At 72.4% G+C, this 16,578-nt stretch carries 12 protein-coding genes; 6 read left to right on the forward strand and 6 right to left on the reverse strand.

From position 1 onward, the window contains the following. Positions 1–406: 406 nt before the first annotated feature. Both ON36_RS27670 and ON36_RS27675 read left to right on the forward strand, forming a co-directional pair. Positions 407–2,620, forward strand: coding sequence for a transglycosylase domain-containing protein (locus tag ON36_RS27670; RefSeq protein ID WP_083885476.1), 2,214 nt, complete (start codon positions 407–409; stop codon positions 2,618–2,620). A 95-nt stretch (positions 2,621–2,715) separates the two neighbouring features. After that, complete coding sequence (locus tag ON36_RS27675; RefSeq protein WP_245558232.1) at positions 2,716–4,350, forward strand: glycosyltransferase family 87 protein; 1,635 nt, start codon at positions 2,716–2,718, stop codon at positions 4,348–4,350. Here ON36_RS27675 and ON36_RS27680 read toward each other — a convergent pair. Both ON36_RS27680 and ON36_RS27685 read right to left on the reverse strand, forming a co-directional pair. Then, positions 4,347–5,888, reverse strand: a complete 1,542-nt coding sequence (locus tag ON36_RS27680) for a TerD family protein (RefSeq protein WP_043659644.1) — start codon at positions 5,886–5,888, stop codon at positions 4,347–4,349. The genes ON36_RS27675 and ON36_RS27680 overlap by 4 nt on opposite strands. Positions 5,889–5,927: 39 nt before the next feature. Then, on the reverse strand, positions 5,928–7,259 hold the full coding sequence (locus tag ON36_RS27685; RefSeq protein ID WP_043659647.1) for a TerD family protein: 1,332 nt from the start codon (positions 7,257–7,259) through the stop codon (positions 5,928–5,930). Between the two features lie 271 nt (positions 7,260–7,530). On the opposite strand from ON36_RS27685, the gene ON36_RS27690 reads away from it, so the two are divergent. From ON36_RS27690 to ON36_RS27705, 4 genes are all read left to right on the forward strand, one after another. Next, complete coding sequence (locus ON36_RS27690) at positions 7,531–8,154, forward strand: AIM24 family protein (RefSeq protein WP_043659651.1); 624 nt, start codon at positions 7,531–7,533, stop codon at positions 8,152–8,154. 9 nt (positions 8,155–8,163) lie between these two features. After that, positions 8,164–8,865, forward strand: coding sequence for an AIM24 family protein (locus tag ON36_RS27695; protein WP_043659653.1), 702 nt, complete (start codon positions 8,164–8,166; stop codon positions 8,863–8,865). A 4-nt stretch (positions 8,866–8,869) separates the two neighbouring features. After that, positions 8,870–9,643 carry an AIM24 family protein gene (locus tag ON36_RS27700; RefSeq protein WP_043659657.1) on the forward strand — a complete coding sequence of 258 codons (774 nt, stop codon included), beginning with the start codon at positions 8,870–8,872 and terminating at the stop codon, positions 9,641–9,643. Between the two features lie 112 nt (positions 9,644–9,755). Further along, positions 9,756–10,805 (forward strand): alpha/beta hydrolase, encoded by a 1,050-nt coding sequence (locus tag ON36_RS27705; protein WP_043659660.1) that lies wholly within the window; start codon positions 9,756–9,758, stop codon positions 10,803–10,805. On the opposite strand, the gene ON36_RS27710 is transcribed toward ON36_RS27705, so the two are convergent. Genes ON36_RS27710 through ON36_RS27725 form a run of 4 tightly spaced genes read right to left on the reverse strand, consistent with a single transcriptional unit; the run spans position 10,806 to position 16,472 of the window. Further along, positions 10,806–11,618 carry a hypothetical protein gene (locus tag ON36_RS27710; RefSeq protein WP_043659663.1) on the reverse strand — a complete coding sequence of 271 codons (813 nt, stop codon included), beginning with the start codon at positions 11,616–11,618 and terminating at the stop codon, positions 10,806–10,808. It abuts the gene before it with no gap. Next, positions 11,615–14,035: a phosphoribosyltransferase gene (locus ON36_RS27715; protein ID WP_083885468.1), complete on the reverse strand. Its 2,421-nt coding sequence runs from the start codon at positions 14,033–14,035 to the stop codon at positions 11,615–11,617. The genes ON36_RS27710 and ON36_RS27715 overlap by 4 nt, the downstream gene beginning before the upstream one ends. Beyond that, positions 14,032–15,243: an HpcH/HpaI aldolase/citrate lyase family protein gene (locus ON36_RS27720; protein WP_083885469.1), complete on the reverse strand. Its 1,212-nt coding sequence runs from the start codon at positions 15,241–15,243 to the stop codon at positions 14,032–14,034. Before ON36_RS27720 ends, ON36_RS27715 begins: the two co-directional genes overlap by 4 nt. A 23-nt stretch (positions 15,244–15,266) precedes the next feature. Further along, positions 15,267–16,472 carry a hypothetical protein gene (locus tag ON36_RS27725; RefSeq protein ID WP_052314408.1) on the reverse strand — a complete coding sequence of 402 codons (1,206 nt, stop codon included), beginning with the start codon at positions 16,470–16,472 and terminating at the stop codon, positions 15,267–15,269. Between the last annotated feature and the right edge of the window lie 106 nt (positions 16,473–16,578).

A 16,578-nucleotide genomic window follows, 5' to 3' on the forward strand; every position in this document is an offset into this window, starting at 1 on the left:
CCAGGGCCGTCCGCAGGGCGGCCCCGGCGGCGCGGCCCCGGGCAGGCCGAACAACGGTCCCGCGCGCCCCGCGGGCGCGCCGGGGCGTCCGCAGAACGGTCCCGGCCGTCCGCCGCAGGGCCGTCCCGGTCCGGCGGGAGGCGACGAGAGCACGGTCCGCGCGACCGGCGCCGACGCCCGCACCCGCGCGGGTGGTCCCTCGGCCCGTGCCGCCGCGGCGGGCACCGCGGGTCCGCGCACCGGCGGTGAGCGCCGGGTCAGCGGCCCGTCGACCGGTGAACGCCGCGCCGCGGGCTCGGGCGGCACCACGCCGCCCAACGGCCCGCGCAACCGCAACGGCGGCAGCGGCGGGGACGGCGGTTCGGGTCGGCGTGGCCCGGCGGGCAAGAAGAAGTCGCCGTGGAAGATCGTCCGGCGCACCGCCTACGTCCTGCTCGCGCTGGCCATCATCGTGCCGAGCGCGGTGTTCCTCGTCGCCTACACCACGGTGTCGGTGCCCAAGCCCGGCGACCTCAAGACCAACCAGGTCGCGATGATCTACGCCGCCGACGGCACCAGCGTGATCAGCAAAGTCGTTCCGCCGCAGGGCAACCGCACCGAGGTCTCGATCGACCAGATCCCGCCGCACGTGCGCAACGCGGTCATCGCCGCCGAGGACCGCGACTTCTACACCAATCCCGGCTTCTCGCTGTCCGGTTTCGCGCGCGCCGCCCGCGACAACGTGCTGGGCAAGGAGAGCGCCGGTGGTGGTTCGACCATCACCCAGCAGTACGTGAAGAACGCGCTCGTCGGTGACGAACGCACGTTGCAGCGCAAGATGCACGAGCTGGTCATCTCGGCGAAGATGGCGCAGTCGTGGAGCAAGGAGGAGATCCTCGCCGCGTACCTGAACACCATCTACTTCGGCCGTGGCGCCTACGGTATCGACGCGGCGGCCAAGGCCTACTTCGGCAAGCCCGTGCAGGAGCTCTCGGTCGCCGAGGGCGCGGTCCTCGCCGCGACCATCCAGCTGCCCTCGCTGCTCGACCCGGAGAAGAACCCGACCGGCGCCAAGACGCGCTGGGAGTACGTCCTCAACGGCATGGTCGACGGCGGCAACCTGTCGGCCACCGACCGGGCCGCGATGCAGTACCCCAAGGTGGTGCCCGCGGCGTCGGTCGGCGAGGCCGCGATGGACAACGGCCCCGAGGGCCTGATCAAGAACCGGGTGCTGGCCGAGCTGTCCGAGGCGGGCATCAACGAGCAGCAGCTCAACACCGCGGGTCTGCAGATCACCACGACCATCGACGCCAAGGCGCAGGAGGCGGCGGTCACCGCCGCGCGCGGCAAGCTCCAGGGCGAGCCCGAGAACCTGCGCACCGCCGTGGTGTCCATCGATCCGAAGTCCGGCGCCGTGCGCGCCTACTACGGCGGCGAGGACGGTCAGGGCTACGACTTCGCCAACGCGGGCCTGCCGACCGGTTCCTCGTTCAAGGTGATCGGCCTCGCGGCCAATCTCGAACTGGGCATTCCGCTCTCGCAGATGTACGACAGCTCGCCGGTGTCGGTGCACGGCATCCAGATCACCAACGTCGAGGGCGAGGGCTGCGGCATGTGCACCATCGCCGAGGCGCTCAAGCGCTCGCTGAACACCAGCTTCTACCGCATGGAGCTGGACATGCAGAACGGCCCGCAGAAGATCCGCGACATGGCCTACAAGCTGGGCATCCCGAAGGAACTGCCCGGCATCGGCGCCACGCTGACCGAGCCGAACGACGCGGGCCCCAACAACGGCATCGTGCTCGGCCAGTACCAGTCCCGGCCGCTGGACATGGCCTCGGCCTACGCCACCCTGGCCGCCTCGGGCATGTACCACGCGCCGCACTTCGTGCAGCGGGTCGTCACCGCCGACGGCCAGGTCCTGCTCGACCGCGGCGAGCCCGCCGGTGAGCAGCGGGTCAGCGCGGCCGTGGCAGACAACGTGACCGCGGCGATGAAGCCGATCGCGGCCTACTCGCGCAACCACAACCTCAGCGGTGGCCGCGAGTCGGCCGCCAAGACCGGCACCAACCAGCTCGGCGACACCGGCGCCAACCGCGACGCCTGGATGGTGGGGTACACCCCGTCGCTGTCGACCGCGGTCTGGGTCGGCACCGAGCAGGGCGAGCCGCTGAAGAACTACGGCGGCGCCAGCATCTACGGCTCCGGCCTGCCCTCCGACATCTGGAAGGCCACCATGGACGGCGCGCTCGCGGGCACGCCGAACGAGACCTTCCCGAAGCCGGCGCCGATCAAGGGCCAGGCGGGTGTGCCGGAGTGGTCGGCGCCCTACACCGCGCCCTCGACCACCCAGGCGCCCGCCGCGCCGCCGACGGTCATCCCGCCGCGGGAGATCTTCCCCGGCGTGACCATCCCGGGCATCACCATCCCGGGCGCGCCCGCCCCCGCCCAGCAGACCCCGGCCGACGCGGGCCCGCTGCCCGGTCAGCCGACCGCGACCGGCAGCCCCTCGACGCCGGGTAACGGCGGCGCGGGCACCGGCGGCCCCGGCAACGGCGGGGCGGGCACCGGCCCGGCCCGGCCGGGCGCGGGCAACGACGAGGACACCGGCGCGGGAGCACAGCCGACACGCTCCCGGTAGCCTCGGGTGTCGTGACCGATCAGCGACTCGCGGACCAGCCGACGTCGGGTGACACGCAGCAGGGACCGCGAGCGCACTACGTCGCCGCGGCCCGGCTGGCGCCCGACCTGCGCTCCGCCGATGCCCGGGACCGCCCCAGCCGCAACGATTCCCTGGCGGCGCAGCTGTCGACGGCGATCGGCGGGCCGGTCGGCGATCACGCGCTGATCGGCCGCGCCCGGTTCTGGACGCCGCTGCGGGTCATGCTGGCGATCGCGGTGATCTTCCTGGCGCTGGGCTGGTCGACCAAGGCCGCCTGCATCCAGCAGACCACCGACGGTTCCGGCTCGCTCACCCTCGACTGGAACAACGGCCGCCAGTACGTGGCGCTGTGCTATTCCGACACCGTGCCGCTCTACGGCGCGGAGCGGCTCAACGAGGGCGCGTTCCCGTACAAGAAGTACTGGATCGAGTCGACGCCGGACGGCGGCACCGAGGTCCGGTACATGGAGTATCCGGTGTTGTCCGGGCTCTACCAGTACGTGTCGATGGAGATCGCCCACCTCTACAAGCGGCTGCCGCTGCCGGGGGCGCTGTCGGTCGTCGTCTACTTCAACGTGGTCGTGATCGGGTTGGCGATGGCCTGGCTGGTGACGGTCTGGGCCTCCTCGCGACTAGCGGGCAGGCGGGTGTGGGACGCCGCCCTCATCGCGGCCTCCCCGCTGGTGATCGTGCACGCGTTCACCAACTTCGACACCCTGGCGACGGCGTTCGCGGCCACCGGCCTGCTCGCCTGGTCGCGGCGGCGTCCGGTGCTCGCCGGTGTCCTGCTCGGGCTCGGCGGGGCGGCCAAGCTGTATCCGCTGCTGCTGCTCGGCCCCATCGTGGTGCTGTGCCTGCGCGCGGATCCGATGACGCGGGCGTCGAGCGCGTTCTCCGGCGTGCGCCTGCGTGACGTGCGGGATCTGCGCGGCGCCCGGGCCTGGCTTGCCGAAACGCCCGCGCGCGTCCAGGATTCGGCGGTGCGGCCGCTGCGCGCGGCCGGGCTCACCGTGGGGGCGGCGGCGCTGACCTGGCTCGCGGTCAACCTGCCGATCGCGGTGGCCTTCCCGGCGGGGTGGCGGGAGTTCTTCCGGCTCAACACGACCCGGCACGCCGACCCGGACTCGATCTACAACGTGATCCGCTCGTTCACCGGCTGGACCGGTTTCGACGGCGCCCTGGCCCACGGGCAACCGCCGACCGTGCTCAATCTCGTCTCGCTCGTCCTGTTCGTCGTCGCCTGCGCCGCCATCGCCTATCTCGCGCTGACCGCGCCGCGCAGGCCCCGGCTGGCCCAGCTCTGCTTCCTCGTGGTCGCGGCGTTCCTGCTGACCAACAAGGTGTGGAGCCCGCAGTACTCGCTGTGGCTGGTGCCGCTGGCGGTGCTCGCGCTGCCGCACCGGCGGATCCTGCTGGCCTGGATGACGATCGACGCGCTGGTGTGGGTGCCGCGCATGTACTACTACCTCGGCGAGGACGCCAAGGGCCTGCCCGAACAGTGGTTCACCTCGACGGTGCTGCTGCGCGACCTGGCCGTCGTCGCGCTGTGCGCGCTGATCGTGCGGCAGATCCTGCGGCCCGAGGACGACCTGGTGCGGCGCGATTTCGTCGACGACCCGGTCGGGGGCATCCTCGATCGCGCCCCGGACCCGGCGCGCGCCTGGCTGCCGGAGCCGTTGCGGCCGAGGCCCGCCCCGGCGCCCCGCTAGGGGCGCAGGTAGCGGGCCCGCAGTTCGGGTTCGGACGGCAGCTGGTCGAGTTCGAGCTGCCAGGCACTGCCCGCCCACGGGTCGAACAGCGGCGAGCCCGGCATGGTCGGCAGCTGCCTGCACGACTGGGCCAGCATGGCCAGCGTGCTGTCGGTCTGGTCGATGTTGCCGCTGCCCACGATGACCAGGGACAGCCCGATCAGGTCGCCGCGCATCATGAGCTGGCCGACCCGGACCACGTCCGAACTCTGGTACCCGTGCGGGAAGTCGGAGACGACGAGCACCCGGTGCTCGGTCGGCGGCACGCCCTGCCCGCTCTGGTAGGCGATGTCTGCCAGCTCGGCGCGGTGCGCGAGCTCGCCCAGCCGCGCCGAGATGCCGAGGTGATCGCTCACCACGGGCCCGGCCAGCCTCGGGCCGAGCGCACCGGCCAGATCGGCGAGGCCGCCGGTGAGGTCGATGATGTCGAAGACCGTGCGCCGGTCGGGCACCGCGGCCAGCAGGCGGGCCAGCAGCGCGCCGACCACCGGAGCGGCGGCGAGGCTGGACTCGGTGTCGACCCACAGCGGACGGTTCAGCGGCACGGGTACGCAGTACGGCACCCGCAGGCCGCCCCGGTCGGGGGCGTGCAGTTCGCCGAGCCGGATGCCGTCGCTCGGCCGCGGCGGGGTGGCCCACACGGGCGACAGCCAGGAGGCCATGGCCTGCGGCACCAGGGTGTCGGCCTCGGCGAGCTCGCCCGCGAGCTGGTCGGCGTCGCGCTGGTGCGCGGCCTCGGCGGTGGCGACCAGCTCGTCGTGCCTGCGCTGGGCCTGCGCGCGGGCGGCCTCGCCCGCCGCGGAGTTCCGCAGCGCGGGGTCGGCGACGGCGGCCGAGAGTTCCTGGTCGAGCCGGTTGGCCGCGTACTCCCGCGAGGAGACCAGCGACGCCGCCGAGCGGGCCGCGTCCTCGAAGATCATCCACAGCCGCTGGAGCCCGTGCTCGACCTCGGTGGGCACCGGCGGGGGCTGGAAGCGTGCCTCGACCACGGTCGGCGCGGACGGCTGCGGCGCGGACGGTGCCACCGGGGCGGCCACCGGCTTGGCGCCGTGCGCGGCCAGCAGCTGCGCCGCGCCGCCCGCGTAGCCCTGGCCGACGGCCCGCAGTTTCCAGGCGCCGGCCCGGCGGTAGAGCTCGAAGCAGATGAGCGCGCTCTCGCCCGCCGCCGGGACGATCGCGAACCGGGCTGTCGCCGTGCCGTTCTCGCTCAGCACGGCGGTCAGGCCGGGCAGCGCCGTCGCGGCCGAGGCCAGCAGCAGCACCGCGTGCGCGTCGGCCCGCACCTGCGACAGCGTCACCTCGACACCGTCGGCGGACAGCCGCACGCCCGGCGCCGCCGGTTGCGCCGGGCGCACGGCGTCGCGGTCGTCACCGACCTGCAGATCCGTCCCGACGACGAGCGCGCCCAGTTCGGCGGGCGCGCCCGCCGAGTCCTCGATGGTGAAGCGGACGATGTCCGCGCCGAGTGCGGTGTTCTGTCCCGGCTTCAGCTCGATCACTTCCGGCCCTGATCTTCTCGTGTGTCGCGACGGTGGATATCAGTGCGCCAGGAAGCGTCCCAGCTGCGGTACCGCCTCGCCGGGGTGCTTGGCCTGGAAGCCCTCGCCCAGCGCCTCCATCTTCCAGTCGCCGCCGACCCGGTACACCTTCGCCATGGCCATCGCCGTGAACGGCATGCCGCCCGCGAGGGTGTAGCGGGCCAGTTCGGCGTTGTTGGTGCCGTCGATCAGGCGGCAGAACGCGTTCTGCACCTGCTCGAAGGTGTGGCCCTTGTAGGAGGTGACGATGAACAGCAGCGTGGTGATGTGCGCCGGGATGCGGGTCAGGTCGACCAGGATCATCTCGTCGTCGCCGTCGCCCTCGCCGGTGAGGTTGTCGCCCTGGTGGCGGACCGAGCCGTCCTTGGAGGAGAGCTGGCCGTAGTAGGCCACGTCGACCAGGTTGTGGTCGGCGAACAGGCAGACCGAGGCGTCGAGATCGATGTCGACCGTGCGGTTGCCGAACATGCCGCGGGTGCGCACCGGGTCCCAGCCGAGACCCATCTTGACGAAGGTGAGCGCGGCGCCGCCCTCCTTGCGGAGGGTGACCCGCTGGCCCTTCTGCAGGCTGACCGGGCGGTCCTTGCTCAGGCTGACCTCACCGGTCGGCTGCGGCGGCTGCTGCGGCGGCGCGGGCGGCGGGTAGCCCTGGGTCGGGTAGCCGCCCTGCGGCTGCGGCGGCGCGGGCGGCGGGTAGTTCCCGCCCTGCGGCGCGTAGGCGGGCGGCGCCTGCTGATAGGTCGGCGCGGGCTGCGACGGGTAGGCGGGCTGGGCCGGCGGCGGGGGAGGCGGCGGGGCCTGCTGCTGGGCGGGCGCGGGGGCGGGCGAATCGTCCACCTGCACACCGTGATCGGTCACCAGCGCGGCGAAACCGCCCGCGTAGCCCTGACCGACGGCACGCACCTTCCAGGCGCCCTGGCGGCGGTAGACCTCGAGGGCGATGACGATGGACTCGGAGTCGAGGCCCTCGATCACGTACTGGAACAGCTGATTTCCCGCGCCGTCGGACACGATGGCGGTGGGCGGGGCGAAGCGCCCGAAGTTCGCGCTCGGGTCGTCGAGGGTGATGACGGCGCGGATCTGGTCGATGTCGGCGGGCACCGCGGGCAGCGAGATCGCCAGCGAGGCGGCCTGGCCGGCACCGCCGGGGCGCAGGTTCACGCCCGGCCCGGACGGCTGGTTGTAGAAGACGAAATCGGCATCGGTGCGGACCTTGCCCTGCTCGGTGACCAGCAGGGCCGACAGGTCGGCCGGTGCGGTGAGCTGGAGGGAGATGACCACGTCGCTGACGGCCAGGGGGCCGTTCTGGCCCTTGGCGAGTGTTGCAGACAAGTTCGACCCTTCGCTTGTCGTAGGCGTTTGTAGTCACATTAGCGTCGGCGCGCTCGGGTCGCGGCCCCTCGTCGTACGCCGAACAGCGCGACGATACTCGCGGACCGGCGTGTTGTCCTCCCCGCGCGACGGGCGCGGTCCGCCGCCCGCGCGCGCCCGCCGCCGACCGGCCGGACTGGCCTGACCTGGGGCGCTCCGATCGGTTAGGGTGTCCACGACCACGCAGGAATCGGGCATTTCTCCCCTGGCGAGACGGGACCGCAGGACACCCATGGCTCAGCTTTTCGAACAATCGAAGAAGGTGATCGAAGCCCAGCTCGCCGGAACGAGCATCCGCGCGATCGCCGGCTCGATGGTCGCCTACGAGGGCAACGTGCAGTTCAAGTCGGCGGGCTTCGGCGGCGGCGAGGGCGTGCTGGCCGGGCTCAAGCGCCGCGCCACCGGCGAGAAGCTGTCGCTGATGGAGTGCACCGGGCACGGCCGGGTGTTCTTCGCCGTCAACGGCCAGAACGTGTCGGTCGTGAACCTGAACAACGAGACCCTGCAGGTGGAATCGCAGCAGCTGCTCGCCTTCGCGGGCAACCTGCGCACCGACGTGCGGTTCGCGGGCGTCGGCGGCATGTCGGCGGGCAACGGCCTGTTCACCACCACGGTCAGCGGGGTCGGCCAGGTGGCGCTGCTGTCGGCGGGCGGGCCGCTGATCCACCTCGAGGTGTCGCCGCAGTATCCGCTGATCGTCGACCCGGACGCGTTCGTGGCGGCGCGCGGCAACGTGACCCAGTCGTTCGTCACCGACGTGTCGTGGCGCAGCGTGATGGGTCAGGACGGCGGCGAGGCGTTCTCGCTGCGCTGGGACGGCCACGGCGTGGTCTCGATCCAGCCGGCGGAACGGTAGGGACGGGCGATGTTCGAGAAGGTCAACGGAAAAGTCGTCAAGGTCGACGTCGCCCAGGCGGGCGGCGTCGTCGGGCGGACCGGCGCGATGCTGTTCTACTCCGGCGAGGTGTTCTTCTCCCCGCACCAGATCCCCGGGGCGTCACCGGGTATGCGCGGCGGCGGCCTGCTCCAGATGGCGGGCCGGATGATGGCGGGCGAGCACGAGTCCACCATGCTCGCGCGCGGAAACGGTGTGGTCCATTACGGTTTCGCCGGCCTCGAGGTGCAGGTCGTGCACATGCAGCCCGGCGCGACCCTGCGGGTCGAGGCGTCGCGGCTGCTGGCCAACACCGCGAACCTGCAGGCCTCGGTGGTGTCGGTGGCCAGTTCCGGCGGCGGCGGTGGCGGCGGTGGCGGCCTGATGGGCGCGCTGCGCGGCGCGGCGGCGGGCGTGGCCACCGGGCAGGGGATGTTCACCACCCAGCTGACCGGGCAGGGCTCGGCGGTGCTGCTGGCGCACGGCGGCTTCCTGGAACTGCAGGTGGGCGGGCCGAACCCGGTGGTGGTCGACCCGCAGGCGTTCGTGGCCGCCTACGGCAACGTGCACACGGAGCTGAAGTCGGCGATGAGCTGGCGCGACGCGGTCGGGCGCGGTGCGGGCGAGGCGATGCAGCTGCATTGCCAGGGCCAGGGTGTGGTGTACGTGCAGGCCTCCGAAGAGAAACTGTGAAGCTGTGAGCGAAATCCTGAGCCCCGCCACTCTCGGCGCGAGCGACAATGTCCCGGGCAACAGCTACGCCTACTGCATCGACCTGACCTCGCCGTGGTTCATGCGCAAGGGCGCGATGATCGCCTACTACGGCCAGATGCAGTTCCAGGCGCTCACCCACGGCCTGCACGGCAACCTGCTGCACATGGTGTCGACCGCCTTCTCCGCGCCGCTGTTCGCCGGTGACTACGTCGTCGCCGATCCGAATGGGGGACACGGCAAGCTGCTGATCGGCGACCGCGGCTACGACATCAACTCCTTCGATCTCGACAACGGCAACCTGACCATCCGGGCGGCCAACCTGCTGGCCTTCGAGCCGGGTCTGGCGCTCAAGCAGTCGATCGTGCCCGGGTTCCTCACCCTGATCGGCACCGGCAAATTCCTGGCGTCGTCGAACGGGCCGGTCATGTTCGCCGAGCCGCCGCTGCGGGTCGACCCGGAGGCGCTGGTCGGCTGGGCGGACTGCCCGTCGCCGAGCCACCACTACGACCAGGGCTGGATCGGCAACTTCCTGGCCGCGGGCGCGGCCCGGATGGGCGTGAACTCCGGGGAGGAGCGGCAGTTCGACTTCACCGGGGCGGGGACGGTGCTGATCCAGTCCTCGGAGAAGGTGATGAGCGATCTCGCCCTCGTCCGCACGATCGAGGGCCAGTTGCAGAGCGGGATGACCGTGGGCGGCCTCCAGCGCCTGCACGGGGTGATCACCCAGCAGCTCCAGGGGCAGCAGCACCACTACTGAGATGTGAAAACCGATTGCCTCAAAAACCGGCGGCGGCGGTCGGCGGGCGGCTACCGTGGGGCAAGCCGAGTGAACGTGTCGGCGGTTCGGTTCGATCTCTAGGAGTGCACGCGTGCCGCGTCGCAGCATCCGGCGGGTCGCGGCGGCGCTGGTGTGCGCCGCGGCTTCGCTGACTCTCACCGCCCTCCCCGCCACCGCCGCCCCGGCGTCCGCGCCCGGGGTCACCGTGCCCGAGCTGCGGTCGCCCAACGGATCGTTCGTCGAACGCGTCGACGTGACCGACGACCGGCACCTGCGGCTCTACGTGTACTCCGCGTCCATGGGCGTCACCCTGCCCGTCGACGTACTGCGCCCGGCCGACACCTCCGCGCCCAAACCCGCCCTCTACCTGCTCAACGGGGCAGGCGGCGGCGTGGACAACGCCTCCTGGCAGCTGCGCACCGACGCCCTCGACTTCCTCGGCGACAAGGACGTCAACGTCGTGCAGATCATCGGCGGCGCCTGGACCTTCTACACCGACTGGATCGCCGACGACCCGGTCCTCGGCCGCAACAAGTGGCAGACCTACATCGCCGACGAACTGCCGCCGCTGGTCGACGCCGCGCTGGGCACCAACGGCGTCAACGCCATCGCCGGGCTGTCCATGTCCGGGGTGCCGGTGCTCAACCTCGCCATCGCCAAGCCGGGCCTGTTCCGCAGCGCGGCGGTCTATTCCGGGCTCACCCAGGTGAGCGACCCGCTCGGCCAGCAGGCGGTCAAGCTGACCGTGGAGCTCTACGGCGGCGGCTCGACCGAGAACATGTGGGGCCCGGAGGGCGGGCCGCTGTGGGTGGCCAACGACCCGGTCGTCAACGCCGAGAAGCTGCGCGGCACCAACCTGTTCATCTCCACCGGCACCGGCATCCCCGGCGCCTACGACGTGCCCGGCGGCAAGTTCCGGATGGAGAAGCCCGCCGACACCCCGAAGACGGTCGCCCTCGGCGCCGCCATCGAGGGCGCGATCTTCCTGTCCGCGCACAACATGCAGGCCCGGCTGGACGCGCTGAAGATCCCGGCGACCTTCGTCTACCGCGACACCGGAACCCACTCCTGGGGCTATTGGCAGGACGATCTCAAGTCGTCGTGGCCGGTCCTGGAGAAGGGCCTGTTCCCCGGGCGCTGATCAGGCGCAGGCCCGGTGGAACCAGTCCAGGATCTCCTCGCCCGCGAGGATGCCCTCGGCCGCGGTGACGGTCAGCCCCGGATGGGTGAAGCCGAGTTCCTCCAGCTCCCCGTGCCGGGGCCGGACCGCGGCGTCGGCGGCGCGCAGCATCGGGGCGTCGAGCGCGCCGTCACCGGCCGCGAACACCTTCGCCGTCGCGGCGATCTCCCCCGCGTCGCACAGGCGGCGCCGCACCTCGGCCACCGCCAGGCTCTTGCACACCGCGTCCGGCATCGTGTAGATCTTGCGGCCCTGCTGGGAGGCCGACCAGCCCCGCGGCCTGCACCAGGCGTCCCACGCGGCGAGGAAACCCGGCGGCACCGCCTCGGGGCGCACGACGAGATAGCAGAAAAGCTCGTCGGCCTCGCGGTACTTGCTCACCCAGGAGTCGTCGATCCGGTCGCGCAGCTCGGCGCCCACCCGGGCCAGCGTCGCCCCGCCCGCCCGGACGCTGTCGTCGACGCCCTTGCGCCACACCGTGTCCGGCTCGCCGTCGACGAGGATGTTGCCGCCGTTGCTGGTGATGGCGTACCGCCACGGCGCGCCGGGCAGCCGGATGCGCCGGAACTGCTCGATCGTGCGGGTGGTGGTCGGCACCAGCGCCGCAAGCCCGGCCAGCTCGGTCATCCGCCGCACCGCGCCGGTCGTCATGTACGACAGCGGCTCGCCCTCGTAGTGCTCCACGCACACCGTCTCGAGCGGCCCGTCGGCGCGCATCGCGTTGCGGGAGTAGATCATCGTCCGATCGAGGTCGGTGGCGACGACGGCCCTCACTGGTCGATCTCCTTGATCAGGCCCATGCACGAGTAGGCCAGGTCCGGCACGACCTCGACCGGCACGCCGCGCGCCCGCGCGAGCAGCCGGATGTGCGCGTGCTCAGGGGCGTCGGCCTCCCGCACGAGGACCCGCCACGGCACCCGCCGCAGCAGGACGCGGGTCGTCTCGCCGACCCCGGGCTTGACGAAATTCACGCTCGCGACGCCGTATTCGGCGCGCACCTTCTCCACCGAGGCCCAGCCCGCCCAGGTCGGCGTCCGGTCGCTCGCCTCGATCCCGGCCACCGCCGCCGCGACCCGGTCCCGAACGGTCCCGAACGCGGCGGTCACCGTGTCGAGCAGGTGGTTCGAGACGTCGTCGGCGGCCAGCTCGCGATAGAACTTGGCGCCGTGGAACTCGCCGGGACCGATGAGGGTGTCGTTGAGCACGGTGCGCGACACGAGGCCCGACACCGTCGAGTTCAGGCAGGCCGAGGCGATCAGGAAGTCGTCGCGGGTGCCGTAGGTGCGCACGCACTGACCGGGATCGGCGAGGACGACCAGTTCGTCGTCGAAGCGCGCGCCTCCCGCCGCGTGGTAGGCGTCGAGCGCCTCGGTGAGCTCGCGGGTGATCGCGCCCTTGCCGGTCCAGCCGTCGACGAAGACGATCGAGGACGGATCGTGGTGGTGCGCCAGGTAATCCAGCGCGACCGCGTCGATCCCCCGATCCCGCACGATGGACACCGCGTAGTGCGGCGCCTCGAGGCCGCGCGCGTAGCGCAACCATCGCCGCATGAGCACCCCGACCGGCGTGCCCGCCCTGGCCAGCGACACCAGCACGACATCGTCGCCGCGCTGCGCGACCACCAGTTCGGCGACGGTGGCCACGGCGAGGGCCAGCCGCTCGGCCGACGCGGTGAGGACCTCGTCGAACAGCTCGCGGTAGGCGGCGTCGGGCTGGAACTCGACGGGCAGCGATTCGGCGTAGTGCGCGACGCCGGCCTGGATGCGCCGTTCCCGTTCGGCGACATCGGCTTCCAGGTCGACCTCGGACAGGTCCTGGAGCAGCCAGGCGACCTCGTCGGGAGCGTAGGAACCGAAGTCCGGCCCGCGCAACGGTTCCGGGAACGACCGGGCCGTTCCGCCTGCGGACGGCGTCCGGCGGTCGCGCAGCGCGCGCGGATCCGCGCCGGGCAGCACCGCGACCAGGACGTCCTCCCCCGCCGCGGTCAGCACGTCGACCAGGCCGCCGGGGGCGTGCAGCAGCTCGGTGTCGGCGGGTTCGTCGACCACGAGGACGAGCACGGCGTCGTCCTCCGCCTCGGGCCAGCGCGCGTTGTACAGGTAGCGCGGCGCCTGCTCGCCGGGTTCCGGTGCGGTGAAACGGAATCCGCGGCGCAGCGGGTAACCCGGCCGGTCGAGGACGTAGGCCGGGGATCGGGTGGTGGTCTGGAACCGGGTCGGCGTACCGCCGTCGGCCAGCGCACCCGCCAGCCGCAGCGGCAGGTACATGAGCTCCTCGTGACCGAGCACGATCACCGGCCTGCCCGCGAAGTCCGCGGCCAGCCGCGCCCGCAGGACCGCGGCGGCCTCGGTCAGCGCCGCCTCGAAGGCGGCCACGTCCGAGGACAGGATCCCGTGGCGTCCGCCCTCGGGGACCGTCGCGGGCCAGGGCAGCGCCACGCGCGCGTGCGCCCCGGTCGCGCACCCGACCGGATTGAGGGCCGGGGCGGGCAGGCCGGCCACCGCGCCGACCAGGTCCTCGGGCAGCTGGGTGCGGCCGGTGGCCAGGCACACGGTGTCGATGCGCGCCCCCAGTTCGGCGGCGGCCGCGTCGAAGCGCGCCCGGTCGGCGGCGGTCCGCATGTCGACCAGCGAGGCGAGCACGTAGTGGGCGCGCGGGGCGAACGCGTGCAGGGCACGTACCGCGTCGAGGGCGGTGTCCCCGGTGGAGATCTCGTCGTCGACCAGCACCAGCGGCAGGTCGTTGACGAAGATGTCGGCGGGCGCGGGCTGGAGCAGGTGCGAGGTGGCATGCGAATGCCCCTCCTCGAACCCGGTCAACGTGGTCGCGGTCGGCACCGCGCGCCGGGTCGAGTGCAGGTAGCAGCCCGCGCCGATGCGCGCGGCCACGGTGTGCCCCAACCCCGTCGCGGTCTCGGCGAACCCGAGGACGACCGGCTCGCGCGCGCCCAGCTTCTCGCGGACCAGGTCGCCGAGCCGGTTGCCCGCGTCGAGCACGACGCGGGGATCCGTCGGCAGGTGCTTGCCGAGCACGGTCGAGACCAGCAGGTGCGCGCGGCGCGGATTGTTGTGCCGCAGGCCGGGTTCCAGCAGGTCGGCCACCGACTGCCCGCCGGCGAAGGACTCGCCGTGATGCAGGGTGAGGCCGAGATGCGCGGTGGCCCAGGGGGTCGCGGTGTCCGGCGCGGTCATCCGTGCACCGAGGCCGTGAGCAGATCCACGAAAGACACTCCCTTACCCGCGACCCCGAACGCGCGGGCCCGCAGCAGTGTCTGCCGGGCCCAGCTGCGGTGCGGGCGCATCTCGTTCATCTTGTTGCGGTACTCCGAGGCGGCCACGCCGCCGGTGTCGGCGCCCATGATGTCCTGGGCGTCGGCGTACTCCTCGTGCGTCACCACCGACAGCGCGTGCACCGCCGCCACGTGCGAGGGATGGATGACGGTCTTGCCCTGGATGCCGTTGGCCCGGTCCAGGCTGATCTCGCGCAGCAGCCCGTCCAGGTCCCGGCTGACCAGGTACTGCCGGAACTTCACCGCGTCGGACTCCTCGAACGGCGCGGTGCGCAGCAGCGGGCGGAACATCCGCTCGTGGTCGGCGAAGTACTCCCACACCGGCCCGGTGATCACGAAACCGGTGCCGTCGGCACGGCCCAGGTAGTTGACGATGTCGGCGATGACGTCCGCGACCACCCGTACGTCGTAGATGGTGAGGTCGCGGTCGCGGCGGATGCCGAAGGTCGAGCACATGTCCGTCGCGCCGATCCGGACCGCGAGCACGCGGTCCCGGTGCTCGGCGAGCAGTTCGGCGATGCGGGCGAGCTGGAAGTCGCGGGACTGACGGTGCACCAGGCTCGGCGACTCCAGCACCGGCATCCCGTACACCGGCCTGCCGAGCCGCTCCCACGCCCGCTCGAGCGCCGCCAGGTAGCCGGGGCCGGTGGCCGCGTCGAACTTCGGGAAGACGAAGCCGGTCAGCAGGTCGGCGCCCGCGCCGAGCCGGTCGACGATCTCGGGCACCGTCTGCGCGTCACGCACCCGCACGAACAGCATCGGCTTGGGATCGCGGCGCCGCGCCAGGAGGTCGAGCGTCTCGACGGTGTGCTGCTTGGCGGCCTCGACCTGATGGTCGGCGACCGCGTCCTCGAGATCGATGACCATCGAGCACACGCCCTGCGCCGCCCGGCGGCAGATGGTCTCGACCAGGTCGGGCCGGGTCGCCGGGGCGTACAGGGTGGCGCCGAGCGCGGTGGCCAGCAGGTCACGATCCTCGGTGCCCTCGATGGGCTCCGGCTCCCGTAGGAACAGCTCACGCGCCCGCGGGCCCTGCAGCTGCCGGAAGTGCCGCAGCGGGGTGCGCTTGTGCAGGCACACCTCCGGGGCGGCGGCGTAACCCGCGGTCATCTCTTCATCTCCGTCGCAATGTCCTAACCTGCGTGTTTTCTCATCCGGTCGACCACCCCGGCAATGAACTCCGCGACCGTACCCAGTTCGGTCACATATGCCCAATAGTCCGGGTGACGACCCGTCAGTCCCGCCGTGATGCGGTCGATCCGCTCCACCTGGGCATCGAGGACCGAACCCCATTCACCGGCGAGGCCGCGCCCGACCGCCAGCATCTGCGCGTCCCGCAGGCGGAATCGCACCGCGCGCGCCTGCTCCTCCGGATCGGCCCGCACCTCGCGCAGCAGGGTCAGCCGCCGGGTCACGGCGTCGACCAGCTGCTCGGCCTCGGCGAGGTGCTCGCGCGCGCTCGCGGTCAGCTCGAGGGCGGTTTCCGGGTCGTGTGCTGCGGCTTTCTCCCGCGCACCGGCCAGGGCGGCGTCGGCGGCATCGATACCACGGGCGCTCTCGCGTTCATTGTTGGTCAGATCCGCCGAACTCGCAGCGTTGAACTCGCGCAGCAGCGCCGAGTACGCCGGAGCCAACCCCTCGGCCCTGGTACGGACCGCCGCGAGCCGGGTGGTCACCGAAGCGATCGCGTTGCGTGCCGCACTCTCCCGAGAAGGGGCCTGCGCCAACGCATCCGACAGCCTCGCGGTCGCCTGCTCGACCCGGTTCGCGGCGCTCCGCGCGGCGCCGACCGCCCCCGCCGGATCGGCCGCGGCCAGTGTGATCATTTCCTCATCGAGCGCCGCCGCCGCGGCCCGCACCGACGGATACTCCGCGAACCCCGACGCCGCGACCGCCGCGCGCACCCGCTCGGCCTCGCCCCGCACGTGCGCCACCAGCTGCGGCGTCGCCGCCAGCAGCGAACGGGCCTGCCCGAGCGCGCCCTCGTGCGCCCGATAGAACTCGTCGACACCGCGCGCCGCCTCGCTCAGCTGCTGCCCCACCGCCTGGGCGCGGGCCGGGCCGTCGGGGATCCGGGTACCGTCCCGTTCGGCCGCGTCGAGCCGCTCGGTGAATTCCAGATAGGCGCCCGCGGCCGCGTAACAGCGGGTCCGCACCGGCTCCCAGGCCCGCCCCAGCCCCCGCTCGGGGAACACCTGATCGGCCGCGACCACCCCCGCCTCGGCCGCGCTCTGACGCCGGTCCATGTCGAGAAACGCGGCCGCGGTCGCCGACCGGGCGTCGGCGATCCACTCCTCCTGTCCCGACGAACGGAACCAGCGGCGCCTGGAGCCTGTCACGCGTCATCCTTTCCGCCGTGCCGACGGCGGTCCCTCCCGCGCCGCCGCGGCCTCTCCGTGCCGATGGTAGGAGATTCGCGGTGATCAGCGGGGGTTGCACCGGGAC

The organism is Nocardia thailandica NBRC 100428, assembly GCF_000308795.1.
Lineage (GTDB): Bacteria > Actinomycetota > Actinomycetes > Mycobacteriales > Mycobacteriaceae > Nocardia > Nocardia thailandica.

Bases quoted from the DNA above. Each gene is read 5' to 3' on its own strand.
- ON36_RS27715 (WP_083885468.1), bottom strand. From the start codon at position 14,035: ATGACCGCGCCGGACACCGCGACCCCCTGGGCCACCGCGCATCTCGGC.
- ON36_RS27695 (WP_043659653.1), top strand. From the start codon at position 8,164: ATGTTCGAGAAGGTCAACGGAAAAGTCGTCAAGGTCGACGTCGCCCAG.
- ON36_RS27720 (WP_083885469.1), bottom strand. From the start codon at position 15,243: ATGACCGCGGGTTACGCCGCCGCCCCGGAGGTGTGCCTGCACAAGCGC.
- ON36_RS27690 (WP_043659651.1), top strand. From the start codon at position 7,531: ATGGCTCAGCTTTTCGAACAATCGAAGAAGGTGATCGAAGCCCAGCTC.